This window comes from Erwinia sp. PsM31 (assembly GCF_030433775.1).
Taxonomy (GTDB): domain Bacteria; phylum Pseudomonadota; class Gammaproteobacteria; order Enterobacterales; family Enterobacteriaceae; genus Erwinia; species Erwinia aeris.
In genome coordinates, this window is the sequence record NZ_JARUWZ010000016.1 from 64,244 (window position 1) to 82,993 (window position 18,750).

The following is an 18,750-nucleotide window of genomic DNA, read 5'->3' on the forward strand; positions in this document are numbered from 1 at the left end:
GCTATCGGCCCGGACAAATTAGCTAAATAAAGGGCGCGATTTAGCACTCAGTGGCCTGGCCGCAAGCTTACCTTGCATGGTCGGTCTCGCGTGATATTATCCGTGGCAGACAGTTTCAAGAACCCGATAACTCTTCTGAGAGAATGACAACCATGACGGACAAACTGACTTCCCTGCGCCAGCTCACCACCGTTGTTGCCGATACCGGCGACATCGCAGCGATGAAGCTGTATCAACCGCAAGACGCTACCACTAACCCTTCACTGATCCTGAATGCCTCACAGATCCCGGAATACCGTAAGCTGATCGATGAAGCCGTAACGTGGGCGCGCGAGCAGACCAGCAACAAAGAAGAGCAGATCCAGTACGCGGCAGATATGCTGAACGTCAAAATTGGTCTGGAGATCCTGAAGCTGGTGCCGGGTCGTATCTCTACGGAAGTCGATGCGCGTCTCTCTTACGACACCGAAGGCAGCATCAATAAAGCGCGCGCGCTGATCAAGCTCTATAACGATGCCGGTATCAGCAACGACCGCATCCTGATCAAGCTGGCCTCCACCTGGCAGGGCATTCGCGCCGCCGAGCAGCTGGAAAAAGAAGGCATCAACTGTAACCTGACGCTGCTGTTCTCCTTCGCTCAGGCCCGCGCCTGCGCCGAAGCGGGCGTCTACCTGATCTCTCCTTTCGTTGGCCGTATTCTGGACTGGTACAAAGCCAATACCGACAAGAAAGAGTACGCGCCGCATGAAGATCCGGGCGTGGTTTCCGTGTCTGAAATCTACCAGTACTACAAGCAGCACGGTTACGAAACCGTGGTCATGGGCGCAAGCTTCCGTAACGTAGGCGAGATCGTTGAGCTGGCCGGCTGCGACCGTCTGACCATCTCCCCGGCGCTGCTGAAAGAGCTGGCGGAAAGCGAAGGCACGCTGGAGCGTAAGCTCTCCTACACCGGCGAAGTCAAAGCGCGTCCCGCTAAAATGACCGAAGCGGAATTCCTGTGGGAGCACAACCAGGATCCAATGGCGGTTGATAAGCTGGCGCAGGGCATTCGCAACTTCGCGCTTGACCAGGCCAAGCTGGATAAGATGCTCGCCGAACTGCTGTAATTCCCTCACGCGGTCGGCTCGCCGGCCGCGTCCTGTACATCAAGCGTGGCAATGTTTATCCTTCCCCTGTTCCCCTTATAAAACCGCGCCCTCCCGCGGCCGGCCTCACAGTGACGACACAATGAATACTTTACGCATAGGATTGATCTCCGTTTCCGATCGCGCGGCTAACGGCATCTATCAGGACGAAGGCTTACCGGCGCTGGAAGCCTGGCTTTCTACGGCGCTGGCGACGCCTTTTACCGTTGAGAAACGGCTGGTGCCCGACGAGCAGCCGATGATTGAGCACGCCATTTGCGAGCTGGTGGACGAGCTGTTTTGCCATCTGGTGTTGACTACCGGCGGAACCGGGCCGGCCAGACGCGACGTGACGCCAGACGCTACGCTGGCTATCGCGGATCGCGAAATGCCGGGCTTTGGCGAACAGATGCGTCAGATCAGCCTGAATTTTGTGCCGACCGCTATCCTTTCGCGCCAGGTTGGCGTGATCCGCAAGCAGTCACTGGTGATTAATCTGCCGGGGCAGCCAAAATCGATCAAAGAGACGCTGGAAGGCTTAAAGGACGCGGACGGCAAAGCGAAAGTGCACGGCATTTTCGCCAGCGTGCCCTACTGCATCCAGCTGCTGGATGGCCCTTATGTGGAAACGCATGAGGCGGTAGTAGCAGCATTTCGTCCTAAAAGCGCCAAACGCGAAACAAACAGCTAAAAATTTCCGGATTCAGGCATAAAGTTCAGCGCTGCTGGTGTAGCGGAAAATGAACGGTATAGTCATGCTGGCTTTACACGCTCTTATTCCCTCACTTCTGGCTGCGCGACGATCATGCACAATAACAGCACTCGCCGATTGAACCGGCAGGATTACAAAACCCTCTCTCTGGCCGCCCTGGGCGGCGCGCTGGAGTTCTATGATTTTATCATCTTTGTTTTTTTCGCGGCGGTCATAGGCGAACGCTTCTTTCCGGCTGATATCCCCGACTGGCTAAGACAGATGCAGACCTTCGGCATCTTTGCCGCAGGCTATCTGGCGCGGCCGCTTGGCGGCATTATCATGGCCCATTTTGGCGACAGCAGGGGAAGGAAGAAAATGTTCAGCCTGAGCATCCTGCTGATGGCCCTGCCGACGCTGGCGATGGGGCTGCTGCCTGACTATGCGTCGCTGGGCGTGGCGGCACCCGTACTGCTGCTGCTGCTGCGCCTGTTACAGGGCGCGGCCATCGGCGGCGAAGTGCCCGGTGCCTGGGTTTTTGTGGCGGAGCACGTGCCGGAAAAACGGATCGGTTTCGCCTGCGGCACGCTGACCGCCGGACTGACGGCGGGTATTTTATTGGGATCGCTGGTTGCCACGCTGATCGCCACCACGCTGTCGGCCCAAAGCATCGCGACATTCGGCTGGCGCATTCCTTTTTTTCTGGGCGGGATTTTTGGCCTGATCGCGCTTTATCTGCGCCGCTGGCTGCATGAAACGCCGGTCTTTACGGAAATGCAGGCACGCAAGGCGCTGGCGCAGGAGCTGCCGCTGAAAACCATCGTCAGGGCGCATCGTCGGAGTGTGATCGTTTCCATGCTGCTTACCTGGCTGCTTTCCGCCTGCATTGTGGTGGTCATTTTGATGGCACCCGCGCTGCTGCAGAAAACCTATGGGCTACCGGCGGCGCAAACTTTACAGGCCAACAGCCTGGCGACCGTTATGCTGCTTATCGGCTGCGTGGTGGCGGGCGCGGCGGCAGATCGTTTCGGCGCGGGTAAGACGTTGATGGTCGGCAGCCTGCTGCTGGCGGGCGGCAGCGCCTGCTTTTTTTACGTGGCCGCGGCGGCGCCACAGTATCTTTATGCCGCCTATGCGCTGGCTGGCCTGTGCGTAGGGGTAGTGGGCATCACGCCTTTTATTATGGTGAAAGCGTTTCCGGCGGACGTGCGTTTCACCGGCATTTCGTTTTCCTATAACGTCGCCTACGCCATTTTTGGTGGGCTGACGCCCATTTGCGTCACTTTTATCATGAAGCTGACACCCATGGCGCCGCTCTGGTACGTGCTGAGCCTGGCGGCGATGGGCTTTGTGCTGGGCGGCTGGCTGCTGCGTAGCGACAGGCAACCGTTATTAAATCAGGTCAGCGTTCGCTAAAAGACAGGCCCCGTGATTATCCACACGGGGCTTTTTTTATGCCCGCGTTACCTCGCCAATTGGCAGCGCCTTGCGCGCCAGCTGTTCGTTAATCACTTCCGCCATCGCCAGATAGATCGCGCTCGCGCCGCAAATAATGCCTTCGAAACCGGCCAGCGTCAGAATGCGCTCGCTGCCGCTGATATTGCCAGTCGCCAGCAGCGCGAACAGCAGCGTCAGGCTGGCAAAGACAAACTGCAAGGCGCGGTTGGCCTGCAACGTGCCGAAGAACATAAACAGGGTGAAAATGCCCCACAGCGCCAGCCAGACGCCAAGAAAAACCGCATCCGTCGGCGCAGCCAGCCCCAGCGACGGCAGCAGCAGCATGCCGACCAGACTAAGCCAGAAGCAGCCATAGGAGGTAAACGCCGTCAGGCCGAAAGTGTTGCCTTTTTTATATTCCAGCAGGCCAGCCAGGATCTGCGCGAGGCCGCCAAAAAAAATGCCCATGCTGAGCACCACGGACGTTAACGGGAAAAATCCTGCGTTGTGCAGGTTCAGCAGTATGGTGGTCATCCCAAACCCCATCAGACCCAGCGGCCCAGGATTGGCCAGTTTGTTGTTATGCATAAGTCCTCAGCTATAACAGAAATTAAGAAGAGGCGCGGGCAGGGCGGCTGACCGCCGCTTTCCTGCAAAGCGCGCGGCATCATAAAGAGCCGCCGGGCGGGCGACATTGATCTGCCATAAGGATAAAAACGAAATTTTTTTTAACTCGCCCCTTGATGCCGGGCGCGCAGGCCCCATCTTATTTGGCATCCAGGGTTATGTAGCGAAAAAAAGCGTGAAGCCGGGAGTTGAAACGGCCAAAACCGCCCGCATTAAGTGTGCATAACCTGATTTGAAATGAATTTAAGTGGGAGACGTTTAGATGGGCAAGATTATTGGTATTGACTTAGGTACAACAAACTCTTGTGTCGCGATCATGGATGGCGGCAAAGCGCGTGTACTGGAGAATGCGGAAGGCGATCGCACTACGCCATCCATCATCGCTTACACCCAGGATGGTGAAACGCTGGTTGGTCAGCCTGCTAAACGCCAGGCCGTGACTAACCCACAGAACACCCTGTTTGCGATCAAGCGCCTGATTGGCCGTCGCTTCCAGGACGAAGAAGTGCAGCGTGATATTAAAATCATGCCTTACCAGATCGTTGGCGCCGACAACGGCGACGCATGGCTGGACGTAAAAGGCCAGAAAATGGCACCGCCGCAGGTTTCTGCTGAAGTGCTGAAAAAAATGAAGAAAACGGCGGAAGATTACCTGGGCGAGCCGGTAACCGAAGCGGTTATCACCGTACCAGCCTACTTTAACGATGCGCAGCGTCAGGCGACCAAAGATGCCGGCCGTATCGCAGGTCTGGACGTAAAACGTATCATCAACGAACCAACCGCAGCCGCGCTGGCTTACGGTATGGACAAAGGCCAGGGCAACCGTACTATCGCGGTATATGACCTGGGCGGCGGTACGTTCGATATCTCTATCATCGAAATCGATGAAGTTGACGGCGAAAAAACTTTCGAAGTGCTGGCGACCAACGGTGACACCCACCTGGGCGGCGAAGACTTCGACAGCCGTATGATCAACTATCTGGTAGCAGAATTTAAGAAAGATCAGGGCATCGATCTGCACAACGATCCGCTGGCGATGCAGCGTCTGAAAGAAGCGGCAGAAAAAGCGAAAATCGAGCTTTCTTCCGCACAGCAGACCGACGTTAACCTGCCGTACATCACTGCTGATGCAACAGGTCCTAAACACCTGAACATCAAAGTGACCCGTGCGAAGCTGGAATCGCTGGTAGAAGATCTGGTGAGCCGTTCTATCGAGCCGCTGAAAGTGGCTCTGCAGGATGCTGGCCTGTCTGTTTCCGACATCAACGACGTTATCCTGGTCGGCGGTCAGACTCGTATGCCAATGGTGCAGGCGAAAGTGGCCGAGTTCTTCGGCAAAGAGCCGCGTAAAGACGTGAACCCGGACGAAGCGGTAGCGGTAGGCGCAGCGGTGCAGGGCGGCGTACTGGCAGGCGACGTGAAAGACGTGCTGCTGCTGGATGTTACTCCTCTGTCCCTGGGTATCGAAACCATGGGCGGCGTGATGACCGCGCTGATTGCCAAGAACACCACTATCCCGACCAAGCACAGCCAGGTGTTCTCAACGGCGGAAGACAACCAGTCTGCGGTAACCATTCACGTGGTGCAGGGTGAGCGTAAGCGCGCGGCGGACAACAAATCGCTGGGCCAGTTTAACCTAGACGGCATTCAGGCAGCGCCACGCGGTATGCCGCAGATCGAAGTGACCTTCGATATCGACGCCGACGGTATTCTGCATGTCTCTGCGAAAGACAAAAACAGCGGTAAAGAGCAGAAGATCACCATCAAGGCTTCTTCTGGTCTGAACGACGATGAAATCGAAAAAATGGTGCGCGACGCCGAGGCTAACGCCGAAGCAGACCGTAAGTTTGAAGAGCTGGTACAGGTTCGCAACCAGGCCGATCATCTGTCGCACAGCACCCGTAAGCAGCTGGACGAAGCGGGCGACAAACTGCCTGCGGACGACAAAGCGCCAATCGAAGCCGCGCTGACCGATCTGAACACCGCGCTGAAAGGCGAAGACAAAGCGGAAATCGAAGCGAAAATGCAGGCGCTGATGGAAGTCTCCAGCAAGCTGATGGAGTTCGCTCAGCAGCAGCAGGCCGCTGGCGGCGCAGCTGATGCAGCCGACGCTTCCGCGAAGAAAGACGACGACGTGGTCGACGCCGAGTTCGAAGAAGTTAAAGACAAAAAATAATCGCCCTTGAGCGGGCACGGCGGGCCGCAAGGCCCCCAGTGAAACCTACGGGCGTCGGAGTGTTCTCCACGCCCGTTCACGCATATTTAGGGCAGGATCACCATAATGGCGAAGCAAGACTACTACGAGATTTTGGGCGTTTCGCGATCGGCGGACGAGCGCGAAATCAAAAAGGCCTATAAACGCCTGGCGATGAAGCATCACCCCGATCGCAATCCGGGCGACAAAGAATCAGAAGCAAAATTTAAAGAAGTCAAAGAAGCCTACGAAATTCTGACCGATGCGCAGAAGCGTGCGGCTTATGACCAGTACGGTCATGCAGCCTTTGAACAGGGCGGCATGGGTGGCGGCGGCGGCGGCGGTTTTGGCGGCGGCGGCGCAGACTTCAGCGATATCTTTGGCGACGTGTTCGGCGATATCTTCGGCGGAGGACGCCGTCAGCAGCGTGCTGCGCGCGGCGCCGATTTGCGCTACAACATGGAGCTGACGCTTGAAGAAGCCGTCCGCGGCGTGTCCAAAGAGATCCGCATCCCTACGCTGGAAGAGTGCGACGTTTGCCACGGCAGCGGCGCCAAAGCGGGCACGCAGCCGCAAACCTGTCCGACCTGTCACGGTCAGGGTCAGGTCCAGATGCGTCAGGGCTTTTTCACCGTGCAGCAGGCGTGTCCGACCTGTCACGGTCGCGGTTCCGTTATCAAAGATCCCTGCAACGCCTGTCATGGACATGGCCGCGTAGAGCGTTCTAAAACGCTGTCGGTAAAAATCCCGGCAGGCGTGGATACCGGTGACCGCATCCGTCTTTCAGGCGAAGGCGAAGCGGGCGAGCACGGCGCACCAGCGGGCGATCTTTACGTTCAGGTGCAGGTGCGCAAGCATCCTATCTTTGAACGTGAAGAGAATAACCTGTACTGCGAAGTGCCGATCAACTTTGCAATGGCGGCGCTGGGCGGCGAAATCGAAGTGCCGACGCTGGACGGGCGCGTTAAGCTGAAAGTGCCTGCGGAAACGCAGACCGGTAAACTGTTCCGTATGCGCGGCAAAGGCGTTAAATCCGTACGCGGCGGCGCGCAGGGCGACCTGCTGTGTCGTGTGGTCGTGGAAACGCCGGTCAGCCTGAGCGAGAAGCAGAAAAGCCTGCTGCGCGAGCTGGAAGAGAGCTTTGGCGGCGTGGGCGGCGAGAAGAACAGTCCGCGTTCGAAAAGCTTTTTCGACGGCGTGAAGAAATTCTTTGACGATCTGACCCGCTAGCCTTTATAGCGTGCAGAACCAGACGGGCGGCTTAAACCGCCCGTTTTTTATGGCAAGCGCAAAGGGGTCAGCGCCGGGGCTACGCCGTTGGGTTAGCCTGGCTGAGGCTGGTGAGTTCCTGCTCCGACAGGCCGGTTGTTTTCGATACCGTGTCAGGGGCAATGCCATTCTGTAGCAAGGCGCGGGCAATTTTTAGCGTGGCCTCGCGCTCGCCTTCGGTTCGCCCTTTTTGAAGCCCTTTAGTTAATCCTTTTTGTTCAAGGTATTCTGCAATAGTCATCAACACGTCCTCCTGTGACGATAAATGGCTGGTCAGCTCCTGCAGCAGCTTTTCCGGATTACCCGCCGTGCCGGTTTGCATCATCCAGTTCATTGAGGTTACTAACTGCTCGTTCGTAGTATAACCTGCAAGCAACAGGGTCACCAACTGTTCCGTCAGCTCCGCCAGGTCGCGCGTTCTGGCGTGCTTCAGCAGCAGCTCCAGCATCGCCATCCGGCGGTGTTTCATGATATCCGCATCATCCATCGCGCCGACGTCAATCAGCGGAAAGCTTCGCGTATAGAGCCGTCGGGCCAGCTCCGGCTCAGCGAACAGCGCCGTCCAGTCTGTGGTATAGGGCCAGGGCGTGGCGCGACCATGACAAAACAGCAGCGGGACGACCAAAGGCAGCGCCGTGTGTCCCGCCTCTATATGTCGCTGCATAGCCGCTATCGCGTAGCGCATCAGGCGGAAGGCCATATGCTTATCCGAACTGCTCTGGTGCTCTATTAGCGTATAGATATAGCCCGTGCCGTTACTGGTCCGCAATGAATAGAGCACGTCGGCGAAATAAGTCCGCAAATTCTCTTCAATAAAGCTGCCCGACTCCAGCTGCAAGGTGGTGATATCGCAGATTTCAAGCAGCTCCGGCGGCAGATAGAACGACAGAAAATCCCGCGCAGTGTCGGTATTAGTCAGAAAAGTTTTAAATAGTCCATCATGCGGTACAGGCGAAAGGGTTTTCATCATCGATCCTGAATCAGAAAAATAATGCCGACATCATGTCATGCCCGTTTTATCCGGTTAAGGGCGTTAACAGCGCGATGCGGCGCGCCTCGTAAATAATTTCTCCGGCAGCCTTTTTGCCCGATAAACCACCGCAAACCGTTTTTCCTGCCGTCAGAAACGCGTATGCTGTCAGGCCGCACGATTTGTTTATCAGGAAAGATTGCAATGAAATCCGCGATTAAGCGATTACTCAATAATGAAGCAACCGGCGGCGTGGTATTGATTATCGCTGCCGCTATCGCTATGTATCTGGCCAATTCGGCCGGCACCCAACAAGCCTACCAGTCTCTTCTTGCCATGCCGGTGGAATTCCGTTTTGGCTCGCTGGATATCAGCAAAAATCTGCTGCTGTGGATCAACGATGCGTTGATGGCGCTGTTCTTTTTGATGATTGGGCTGGAAGTCAAACACGAGCTGGTTTCCGGCTCGCTGGCCACGCGTGAACGGGCCATGTTCCCGCTGATTGCGGCTATTGGCGGCATGATCGCGCCCGGCGCGATTTTTGCCCTGCTCAATCATAACGATCCGCTGGCCGTTCACGGCTGGGCTATTCCTACCGCCACGGATATCGCTTTTGCTTTGGGTATTCTGGCGCTGCTGGGCAGCCGCGTGCCGCCAGCGTTGAAAATGTTTCTTATGGCGCTGGCGGTGATTGATGACCTGGGCGCCATCCTGATCATCGCCTTCTTTTATACGCAGGATCTGTCGCTGGCTTCGCTTGGCGTGGCCGCCGGGGCTATCGTGGTGCTGGCGTTACTGAACCGGCTGGGCGTGCGTAATATCGCTATTTATATGCTGGTTGGCATGGTGCTGTGGGTAGCGGTGCTGAAGTCGGGCGTGCACGCCACGCTGGCCGGCGTGATTGTCGGCTTCTTTGTGCCGCTGGAGAAACAGAACGGCCATTCTCCGGCTATCCACCTGGCTCACGGGCTTGCGCCCTGGGTCAGCTGGCTGATCCTGCCGCTGTTTGCCTTCGCCAATGCCGGCGTTTCGCTGAGCGGCGTCTCGCTGGACGGTTTGTTCTCCGCCGTGCCGCTGGGCATTATTTTAGGGTTGTTTATCGGCAAACCGTTAGGTATCACGCTAATCTGCTGGCTGGCCGTCAGGCTGCGCATCGCGGCGCTGCCGGAAAACACGCGTATGCAGGATATTTGCGCCATCGGCGTGCTGTGCGGGATTGGCTTTACCATGTCGATATTTATCGCCTCGCTGGCTTTCGATGCGCAGCATGAGGAGATGGTGACGCTGGCGAAGCTGGGTATTCTTACCGGCTCGATTGTTTCTGCGCTGGTAGGCTATACGCTGCTGCGTATCAAGCTGCGCTGATTGAGGACGACGGCAGGCTCACCGCTTGCCGTTGTCTCTTGCGGCTAAGGCCGGCGTTCAGGAGGCGGCAAACTCAGGCCGGGGCCGAATGGCGGACATAAAAAAGCCCGGAGCCAAACGCCGGGCATAAAAAAACCTGCCTGAGCAGGTTTCTTTATCAAAGCTGATTAACAGACGGGCGATTAAGCCAGTTTGTTGATCTGAGCAGTCAGGTTTGCTTTATGACGTGCCGCTTTGTTTTTGTGGATCAGGCCTTTAGCTGCCTGACGGTCCACAATAGGCTGCATTTCATTAAATGCAGTCTGCGCAGCTGCTTTATCGCCAGTAGCGATAGCCGCGTATACCTTCTTGATAAAAGTACGCAACATTGAACGACGGCTAGCGTTGTGCTTACGACGCTTCTCAGACGTTACGGCGCGTTTCTTAGCTGATTTGATATTAGCCAAGGTCCAACTCCCAAATAGTTCTATGAGGACAATTCAAAGGCCGAGGAATATGCCTCTTTAGCCCGTGGTTGTCAATGGATTTGTGCAAATAAGCGCCGCTGAAACAACGACACCTGGTTACGTTTCGATGGCGCAAGATTCTACCAGCTTCATGGCGATGAATACAGCTTATTCACAAGAAAAATGGTATCGCCCGTCAGCCGCGACAGAAAAAGCCCGCATTAACGCGGTAAAGGCGCATTCGCGGGTTAACCTTCCTGGTGGTAGTTGGTATAATCCGCCGATTTCCACGAACCTGAGCCAGCCATGAAGTTTATCCGCGGCATACATAACCTCCGGGAGCAGCATCGCGGCTGCGTTCTCACCATTGGCAATTTCGATGGCGTACATCGCGGCCATCAGGCGCTACTGTCCCGGCTGCGCGAGGAAGGGCGTAAACGTAATTTACCGGTGGTGGTGATGCTGTTCGAGCCGCAGCCGCTGGAACTGTTTGCGGCCGATAAAGCGCCTGCGCGGCTGACGCGACTGCGCGAAAAACTTCGCTACCTGGACGAGGCGGGCGTGGACGCGGTGCTTTGCCTGCGTTTCGACCGACGCTTTGCCGCGCTGTCGGCACACAGTTTTGTCGCCGATCTGCTGGTCGATAAGCTGGGTGTACGGTTGCTGGCGGTCGGCGACGATTTCCGCTTTGGCGCTGGTCGCGAAGGGGATTTCCTGTTATTACAGAAAGCGGGCGCCGACTACGGTTTTGACGTTATCAGCACCCAGACTTTTTGCGACGACGGCAAGCGCATCAGCAGCACGGCGGTGCGCCAGGCGCTGGCGGAAGACAATCTGCCGCTGGCGGCCACGCTTCTGGGGCACCCTTTCAGCATCTCCGGCCGCGTAGTGCACGGCGACGCGCTGGGCCGCACCATCGGCTTTCCCACCGCTAACCTGCCGTTAAGACGCTATGTTTCGCCGGTAAAAGGCGTGTATGCCGTCGAGGTCCGCGGCCTGGGCGACAAGCCGCTGCCCGGCGTCGCCAATATCGGCACGCGCCCCACGGTAGCGGGCATACGTCAGCAGCTGGAAGTGCATCTGCTGGACGTTGCAATTGACCTGTACGGGCGCCATATAGAAGTGGTGCTGTGCGAAAAAATACGAAACGAGCAGCGTTTTTCCTCGCTTGACGCGCTCAAAGAGCAAATTGCTAAAGACGTGGTGGCGGCCCGAACTTTTTTTGGGCTGAGCGCACCGGTTTAAACAGAAGCGGAATACGGAATCGAGAATCTGATGAGTGACTATAAATCTACCCTGAATTTGCCGGAAACGGGGTTCCCGATGCGTGGCGATCTGGCCAAACGCGAACCGGGAATGCTGCAACGTTGGTATGCTGACAATCTGTACGGCATCATCCGCGAAGCCAAAAAAGGGAAAAAAACCTTTATCCTGCATGACGGCCCTCCCTACGCGAACGGCAGCATTCATATTGGTCACTCCGTCAACAAGATTCTGAAAGACATTATCGTTAAGTCCAAAGGCCTGGCGGGCTTCGATTCGCCTTATGTGCCGGGCTGGGACTGCCACGGTCTGCCTATCGAACACAAGGTCGAGCAGATGATCGGCAAGCCGGGCGAGAAGGTCACGGCGGCTGAATTCCGCGAGGCGTGCCGTAACTATGCGGCAGAGCAGGTTGAAGGCCAGAAAAAAGACTTTATCCGTCTTGGCGTGCTGGGCGACTGGGATCGTCCTTACCTGACGATGAATTTCCAGACCGAAGCCAATATCATTCGCGCGCTGGGCAAAATCATCGGCAACGGCCACCTGCATAAAGGCGCCAAGCCGGTGCACTGGTGCCTGGACTGCCGCTCCGCGCTGGCGGAAGCAGAAGTGGAGTACTACGACAAAACCTCGCCTTCTATCGACGTGATGTTCAACGCGGTAGATGCCGACGCCGTGCGTGCTAAATTCGGCGCTGACAGCGTAGAAGGCCCGATCTCGCTGGTTATCTGGACCACCACGCCGTGGACCATGCCGGCTAACCGCGCTATCTCTCTGCACCCTGAATTTGACTACCAGCTGGTGCAGATCGAAGGGCGCGCGCTGATCCTGGCGAAAGATCTGGTGGCAAGCGTGATGAAACGTGCCGGCGTCAGCGACTGGCAGGTGCTGGGCGAAGCCAAAGGCGCGGCGCTGGAGCTGCAGCCTTTCCGTCATCCTTTCCTCGACATCACTTCTCCGGTGGTGCTGGGCGAGCACGTAACGCTGGAAGCGGGTACCGGTGCGGTGCATACGGCACCAGGCCACGGCCCGGACGACTACGTTATCGGACAGAAATACGGTATCGAAGCGGCCAACCCGGTCGGCCCGGATGGACGCTACCTGCCGGGCACTTACCCGACGCTGGATGGCGTAAACGTCTTTAAAGCCAACGATATGATCGTTGAGCTGCTGCGTGAAAAAGGCGCGCTGCTGCACGTGGAAAAACTGCTGCACAGCTATCCGCACTGCTGGCGTCACAAAACGCCCATCATTTTCCGCGCCACGCCGCAGTGGTTTATCAGCATGGATCAGAAAGGCCTGCGCGAGCAGTCGCTGAAAGAGATCAAAGGCGTGCAGTGGATCCCGGACTGGGGCCAGGCGCGGATCGAATCTATGGTTGCCAACCGTCCCGACTGGTGTATTTCACGCCAGCGCACCTGGGGCGTGCCGATGGCGCTGTTCGTGCATAAAGAGACCGAGCAGCTGCATCCGGATACGCTGGCGCTGATGGAAAAAGTGGCGCAGCGCGTCGAGCAGGACGGCATCCAGGCCTGGTGGGATCTGGACGCGAAGGAGCTGATGGGCGACGACGCGGAAAACTACGTCAAGGTGCCGGATACGCTGGACGTATGGTTCGATTCCGGCTCCACCAGCTATTCGGTGGTGGATGCGCGTCCGGAATTTGAAGGCCACACGCCGGATATGTATCTGGAAGGCTCGGATCAGCATCGCGGCTGGTTTATGTCCTCGCTGATGATTTCCACGGCGATGAAAGGCAAGGCGCCTTATCGCCAGGTGCTGACGCACGGTTTTACCGTGGACGGTCAGGGCCGCAAGATGTCCAAGTCGATCGGCAACACCGTGTCGCCGCAGGACGTAATGAACAAGCTGGGCGGCGATATTCTGCGCCTGTGGGTGGCTTCTACCGACTACTCCGGCGAAATGGCAGTATCGGACGAAATCCTGAAGCGCTCTGCGGATGCCTATCGTCGTATCCGTAACACCGCGCGCTTCCTGCTGGCTAACCTGAACGGCTTCAACCCGGAAACGGATATGGTCAGCCCGGAAGAGATGGTGGTGCTGGATCGCTGGGCCGTAGGCCGCGCGAAAGCCGCGCAGGATGCGATTGTCGCCTCTTACGACAGCTACGACTTCCACGAAGTGGTGCAGCGTCTGATGCAGTTCTGCTCGGTTGAGATGGGCTCCTTCTACCTGGATATCATCAAAGACCGTCAGTACACCGCCAAAGCCGACGGCCTGGCGCGTCGCAGCTGCCAGACCGCGCTCTACTACATCGCGGAAGCGCTGGTGCGCTGGATGGCGCCGATCATGTCGTTTACCGCGGATGAAATCTGGAACGAGCTGCCGGGCAAACGTGAGAAGTATGTCTTTACCGAAGAGTGGTTCGACGGGCTGTTTGGTCTGGCGGAAAGCGAGTCGATGAACGATGGTTTCTGGGCGGAGCTGCTGAAAGTGCGCGGCGAAGTCAACAAGGTCATTGAGCAGGCGCGCGCCGACAAGCGCGTGGGCGGCTCGCTGGAAGCGACCGTCACGCTGTATGCCGACGCCGACCTGGCGCAGAAGCTGACCAGCCTGGGCGACGAGCTGCGTTTCGTGCTGCTGACTTCCGGCACCCAGGTCGCGGATTATGCGCTGGCCACGTCCGAAGCTCAGCAAAGCGAGCTGGTAAAAGGCCTGAAGATCGCGCTGCATAAAGCGGAAGGCGAGAAGTGCCCGCGCTGCTGGCACTACGCGACCGATATCGATCGGGAAGCGCAAATCTGTGGCCGCTGCGTCACCAACGTCAGCGGCGCTGGCGAACAGCGTAAGTTCGCCTGATGAACAGGCCGATTTTTTCGACCGGACTGCGCTGGCTGTGGCTGGTGCTGGTGGTGATCGCCGTCGACTTCGGCAGCAAGCAGTGGATTATGAATACGCTGATGCTGCACGAGTCGATGTCGGTGATGCCGTTCTTTAACTTTTTCTACGCGCACAACTACGGTGCGGCGTTCAGCTTCCTGGCGGATAAAGGCGGCTGGCAGCGTTGGTTCTTCGCCGCGATTGCGGTGGCGATTGCCGTCGCGCTGCTGGTGATGATGTACCGCACCGAAGCCAGCAAGAAGCTGAACAATATCGCTTACGCGCTGATTATTGGCGGCGCGTTGGGCAATCTGTTCGATCGCGCTTACCACGGCTTTGTGGTCGATTTTATCGACTTCTACGTGGGCGACTGGCATTTTGCCACGTTTAATATTGCAGACTGCGGCATCTGTATCGGTGCCGCACTGATCGTGCTGGAGGGCTTTTTAACGCCCGCCGGCAAAGCGAAAAGGGCAGGGCATGACTGATTCTGTACAGCGTAACAGCGCGGTGCTGGTGCATTTCACCTTAAAACTCGCCGACGGCTCCACGGCGGAATCAACGCGGGATAACGGCAAGCCCGCGCTGTTCAGCCTGGGCGACGGCAGCCTGTCCGGCGAGCTGGAAGAGCAGTTGCTGGGCCTGAAGCCCGGCGACAAAAAAGCGTTTTCGCTCGGCCCGGATGCCGCTTTCGGCCAGGCCAGCCCGGATCTGATCCAGTATTTTTCGCGCCGTGACTTTACGGAAGCGGGCGAACCGGAAGTCGGCGCCATCATGCTGTTCAGCGGCATGGACGGCAACGAAATGCCGGGCGTAATCCGCGAAATCTCCGGGGATTCGATTACCGTGGACTTCAACCATCCGCTGGCCGGACAAACGATTCACTTTGATGTAGAAGTGCTGGAAATCGATCCGGTACTGGAGGCGAACCATGCAAATCCTGCTGGCTAATCCACGCGGCTTTTGTGCCGGCGTCGATCGCGCCATCAGCATCGTAGAGCGCGCGCTGGAGATGTACGGCGCGCCTATCTACGTGCGGCATGAAGTGGTGCACAACCGTTACGTGGTTAACAGCCTGCGCGAGCGCGGCGCTATCTTCATTGAAGAAATCAGCGAAGTGCCGGACGACTCGATCCTGATCTTCTCCGCGCACGGCGTTTCTCAAGCGGTGCGGGCGGAAGCCAAAGCGCGCAACCTGACCATGCTGTTTGACGCCACCTGTCCGCTGGTGACCAAGGTGCATATGGAAGTGGCGCGCGCCAGCCGTAAGGGCACGGAAGCGATCCTGATTGGTCATGCCGGGCACCCGGAAGTGGAAGGCACCATGGGTCAGTACAGCAATCCGGCTGGCGGCATGTATCTGGTGGAGTCGCCTGCGGACGTATACAAGCTCCAGGTCAAAAACGAAGATAACCTTTGCTTTATGACCCAGACCACGCTTTCCGTGGATGACACTTCCGAAGTGATCGACGCGCTACGCGATCGCTTCCCGAAGATCGTCGGGCCGCGTAAAGATGATATCTGCTACGCCACCACTAACCGTCAGGAAGCGGTACGCACGCTGGCGAAGGATGCGGACGTGGTGCTGGTGGTCGGTTCACGCAACTCTTCCAACTCCAACCGTCTGGCCGAGCTGGCCCAGCGCGCGGGCAAACTGGCGCGGCTGATCGATTCGGCGGACGATATTCAGGAAGCCTGGATCAAGGACGTCGGCTGCGTGGGCGTCACGGCGGGCGCTTCCGCACCGGATATTCTGGTGCAGCAGGTTATCCAGCGTCTGCGCGAGCTGGGCGGCGAAGCGGCCATCGAGCTGATCGGCCGTGAAGAGAATATTGTGTTTGAAGTGCCGAAAGAACTGCGCGTGGACGTTAAGCAGGTCGACTAACGCCTGACCGTTCGCTACAGCCCGAAGGGAAACATTAATACCGTTTTCGCTTCGGGCTTTTTTTATTCTGCCTCATCACGCCTCTTATTCAGTCTCTCCGACTTTCTCTGCGTAATAAAAAGTTAAACAGATCAACTTTTCTAATGTTTTGGCTTGATTCCGTGAGCGAAGCTGTTTGTTATAGCGTCAGGAACAGTAAAAACAGGAGGGAAATATGGGTCACTACGAAGTAAGAAAATCAGACAAGCAGACGGATCAGCCCTGGTATTTTGTGCTGGTCGCCAACAATCATGAAATTATCGCCACCAGCGAGATGTACGCCAGCAAGCAGGGCGCGCTGAACGGCATTAAGTCCGTACGGGCCAATGCGCCTTCCGAAGAGGTGCGCGACAGGAGCTAACCCCGGCGGAGGCGATTTTTCTGCCTCCGCTGTTCAACTTCGCTATGCTTACCCCTTGCCGTTATTGTAAGGAGTCCGCATTGAATATTATCGCGATTATGGGACCGCACCACGCGTTCTATAAGGATGAACCCATCCGCGAACTGGATGGCGCGCTGGCCGCCCAGGGTTTTCAAACTATTTATCCTAAAGACGCTGGCGATCTGCTCAAGCTGATTGAACACAATCCGCGTATCTGCGGCGTAATTTTCGACTGGGACGAGCACGGCTTCGATCTGTGCAGCGAAATAAATCAGCTGAATGAATATCTGCCGCTGTACGCGTTTATTAATACGCACTCGACGATGGACGTCAGCGTTAATCAGATGCGCATGGCCATCTGGTTTTTTGAATATGGTCTGGGCGCGGCGGAAGATATCGGGCAGCGTATCCGCCAGTACACCAATGAATATATCGATACCATTACACCACCGCTGACGAAGGCCCTGTTCACCTATGTGAAAGAAGGGAAATATACCTTCTGCACGCCGGGCCATATGGCGGGCACCGCGTTTCAGAAAAGCCCGGTCGGCAGTTTGTTTTACGATTTCTTCGGCGGCAACGCGTTAAAAGCGGACGTGTCGATTTCGGTCACGGAGCTGGGCTCGCTGCTTGACCACACCGGCCCGCATCTGGAGGCGGAAGAGTATGTCGCCCGCACCTTCGGCGCCGAGCAAAGCTATATGGTGACCAACGGCACCTCGACCTCCAACAAAATCGTCGGCATGTACGCCGCACCGTCGGGCAGCACGGTGTTGATCGATCGCAACTGCCATAAATCCTTAACGCACCTGCTGATGATGAGCGATATCGTACCCATCTGGCTGAAGCCAACGCGCAACGCGCTGGGCATTCTTGGCGGCATCCCTAAGCGGGAGTTTACCCGCGAGAGCATAGCGCAAAAGGTGGAGCAGACCGAACGCGCCAGCTGGCCGGTGCACGCGGTTATCACTAATTCCACCTATGACGGGCTGCTCTACAGCACCCGCTACATCAAAGAGACGCTGGACGTGCCGTCGATCCACTTTGATTCCGCCTGGGTGCCGTACACCAATTTCCATCCTATCTATAACGGGCTGAGCGGCATGAGCGGCGACCGCACGCCGGGTAAGATCATCTACGAAACCCAGTCCACCCATAAGCTGCTGGCCGCTTTTTCGCAGGCCTCGCTGATCCATATTAAAGGGGAGTACGACGAACAAACCTTTAATGAAGCCTATATGATGCACACCACCACCTCGCCGAACTATCCCATCGTGGCGTCGATAGAAACGGCGGCGGCGATGCTGCGCGGCAATCCGGGCAAGCGGCTGATTAATCGCTCCGTAGAGCGCGCGCTGCATTTCCGGCGCGAAGTTCAGCGGCTGCGAGAAGAATCCGAAGGCTGGTTCTTCGATATCTGGCAGCCGGAAGGCGTCGACGAGCCGCAGTGCTGGCCGATCCAGCCGGGCGAGGAAGACTGGCACGGCTTTAACGATGCCGATGCCGATCATATGTACCTCGATCCTATTAAGGTAACGATCCTGACGCCGGGCATGAGCGAGCAGGGCGTGATGGCGGATGAAGGGATCCCGGCGGCGCTGGTGGCGAAATACCTCGACGAGCGCGGCGTGGTGGTGGAAAAAACCGGGCCTTACAATCTGCTGTTCCTGTTCAGCATCGGCATTGATAAAACCAAGGCGATGAGCGTGCTGCGCGGCCTGACCGAGTTCAAGCGCGCTTACGACCTTAATCTGCGGGTCAGAAACATGCTGCCGGATCTTTATGCGCAGGCGCCGGAGTTTTATCGCAATATGCGCATTCAGACGCTGGCCCAGGGCATTCATAATCTGATCCGCGATCACGATTTGCCAAGGCTGATGCTTCAGGCCTTCGATAAGCTGCCGGAAATGAAGCTGACGCCGCACCAGATGTTCCAGCAGCAGGTGAAAGGCAATGTGGAAACGGTAGACCTCAGCAAATTAGTCGGGCGAGTATCGGCCAATATGATCCTGCCTTATCCGCCGGGCGTGCCGGTGGTGATGCCGGGCGAGATGATCACCGAAGAGAGCCGCGCGGTGCTCGACTTCCTGCTGATGCTCTGCACCATCGGTCGTCACTATCCCGGTTTCGAAACCGATATTCATGGCGCCACCCTGACCGACGAAGGGCAGTATCTGGTTCGCGTGCTGAAAGCGTAGTTCCGGAATTGTGCCATTG

The 18,750-nt window shown here is 57.1% G+C and carries 16 protein-coding genes; 13 read left to right on the forward strand and 3 right to left on the reverse strand.

Translation table 11 applies throughout. The features are described 5' to 3' along the window. The first annotated feature begins 152 nt into the window (after window positions 1–152). The 3 genes from tal (at window position 153) to QCD69_RS13805 (ending at window position 3,231) form a co-directional block, all read left to right on the forward strand. On the forward strand, window positions 153–1,106 hold the full coding sequence (tal, locus tag QCD69_RS13795; protein WP_253455383.1) for a transaldolase: 954 nt from the start codon (window positions 153–155) through the stop codon (window positions 1,104–1,106). 121 nt (window positions 1,107–1,227) lie between these two features. Further along, entirely contained in the window at window positions 1,228–1,815 is a 588-nt protein-coding gene (gene mog, locus QCD69_RS13800) for a molybdopterin adenylyltransferase (RefSeq protein WP_301252436.1), read from the forward strand. Window positions 1,816–1,929: 114 nt separating this feature from the next. Beyond that, window positions 1,930–3,231 carry an MFS transporter gene (locus QCD69_RS13805; RefSeq protein ID WP_253455382.1) on the forward strand — a complete coding sequence of 434 codons (1,302 nt, stop codon included), beginning with the start codon at window positions 1,930–1,932 and terminating at the stop codon, window positions 3,229–3,231. A gap of 36 nt (window positions 3,232–3,267) precedes the next feature. Here QCD69_RS13805 and satP read toward each other — a convergent pair whose 3' ends face one another. Next, entirely contained in the window at window positions 3,268–3,840 is a 573-nt protein-coding gene (satP, locus tag QCD69_RS13810) for an acetate uptake transporter (protein ID WP_301252437.1), read from the reverse strand. Window positions 3,841–4,141: 301 nt separating this feature from the next. Between satP and dnaK the strand changes: the two genes are divergently transcribed. After that, entirely contained in the window at window positions 4,142–6,055 is a 1,914-nt protein-coding gene (gene dnaK / locus QCD69_RS13815; protein WP_253455380.1) for a molecular chaperone DnaK, read from the forward strand. A gap of 105 nt (window positions 6,056–6,160) precedes the next feature. Next, a complete protein-coding gene (dnaJ, locus tag QCD69_RS13820) occupies window positions 6,161–7,303 on the forward strand; it encodes a molecular chaperone DnaJ (RefSeq protein ID WP_301252438.1) in 1,143 nt (380 codons plus the stop codon). A gap of 79 nt (window positions 7,304–7,382) precedes the next feature. Here the strand turns inward: dnaJ and QCD69_RS13825 are convergent, their stop codons facing one another. Further along, the gene (locus tag QCD69_RS13825) at window positions 7,383–8,312 is read right to left on the reverse strand and encodes an Rpn family recombination-promoting nuclease/putative transposase (RefSeq protein WP_301252440.1); all 930 of its coding nucleotides are present in this window, start codon (window positions 8,310–8,312) and stop codon (window positions 7,383–7,385) included. A 204-nt stretch (window positions 8,313–8,516) separates the two neighbouring features. On the opposite strand from QCD69_RS13825, the gene nhaA reads away from it, so the two are divergent. Further along, complete coding sequence (nhaA, locus tag QCD69_RS13830) at window positions 8,517–9,677, forward strand: Na+/H+ antiporter NhaA (protein ID WP_253455378.1); 1,161 nt, start codon at window positions 8,517–8,519, stop codon at window positions 9,675–9,677. Between the two features lie 182 nt (window positions 9,678–9,859). Here the strand turns inward: nhaA and rpsT are convergent, their stop codons facing one another. Then, a complete protein-coding gene (gene rpsT / locus QCD69_RS13835) occupies window positions 9,860–10,123 on the reverse strand; it encodes a 30S ribosomal protein S20 (RefSeq protein WP_125290520.1) in 264 nt (87 codons plus the stop codon). A gap of 306 nt (window positions 10,124–10,429) precedes the next feature. On the opposite strand from rpsT, the gene ribF reads away from it, so the two are divergent. The 7 genes from ribF (at window position 10,430) to QCD69_RS13870 (ending at window position 18,731) form a co-directional block, all read left to right on the forward strand. Next, a complete protein-coding gene (ribF, locus tag QCD69_RS13840) occupies window positions 10,430–11,368 on the forward strand; it encodes a bifunctional riboflavin kinase/FAD synthetase (RefSeq protein ID WP_253455377.1) in 939 nt (312 codons plus the stop codon). A 30-nt stretch (window positions 11,369–11,398) separates the two neighbouring features. Further along, complete coding sequence (gene ileS, locus QCD69_RS13845; protein WP_301252443.1) at window positions 11,399–14,206, forward strand: isoleucine--tRNA ligase; 2,808 nt, start codon at window positions 11,399–11,401, stop codon at window positions 14,204–14,206. Beyond that, window positions 14,206–14,715, forward strand: coding sequence for a signal peptidase II (gene lspA, locus QCD69_RS13850; RefSeq protein ID WP_253455375.1), 510 nt, complete (start codon window positions 14,206–14,208; stop codon window positions 14,713–14,715). The genes ileS and lspA overlap by 1 nt, the downstream gene beginning before the upstream one ends. Next, on the forward strand, window positions 14,708–15,178 hold the full coding sequence (fkpB, locus tag QCD69_RS13855; RefSeq protein WP_253455374.1) for an FKBP-type peptidyl-prolyl cis-trans isomerase: 471 nt from the start codon (window positions 14,708–14,710) through the stop codon (window positions 15,176–15,178). The genes lspA and fkpB overlap by 8 nt, the downstream gene beginning before the upstream one ends. Further along, window positions 15,159–16,112 (forward strand): 4-hydroxy-3-methylbut-2-enyl diphosphate reductase, encoded by a 954-nt coding sequence (ispH, locus tag QCD69_RS13860; RefSeq protein WP_253455373.1) that lies wholly within the window; start codon window positions 15,159–15,161, stop codon window positions 16,110–16,112. Before fkpB ends, ispH begins: the two co-directional genes overlap by 20 nt. A gap of 214 nt (window positions 16,113–16,326) precedes the next feature. After that, window positions 16,327–16,512 carry a YegP family protein gene (locus tag QCD69_RS13865; protein WP_125290526.1) on the forward strand — a complete coding sequence of 62 codons (186 nt, stop codon included), beginning with the start codon at window positions 16,327–16,329 and terminating at the stop codon, window positions 16,510–16,512. A gap of 80 nt (window positions 16,513–16,592) precedes the next feature. Beyond that, a complete protein-coding gene (locus QCD69_RS13870) occupies window positions 16,593–18,731 on the forward strand; it encodes a lysine decarboxylase LdcC (RefSeq protein WP_253455372.1) in 2,139 nt (712 codons plus the stop codon). The last annotated feature ends 19 nt before the right edge of the window (window positions 18,732–18,750 follow it).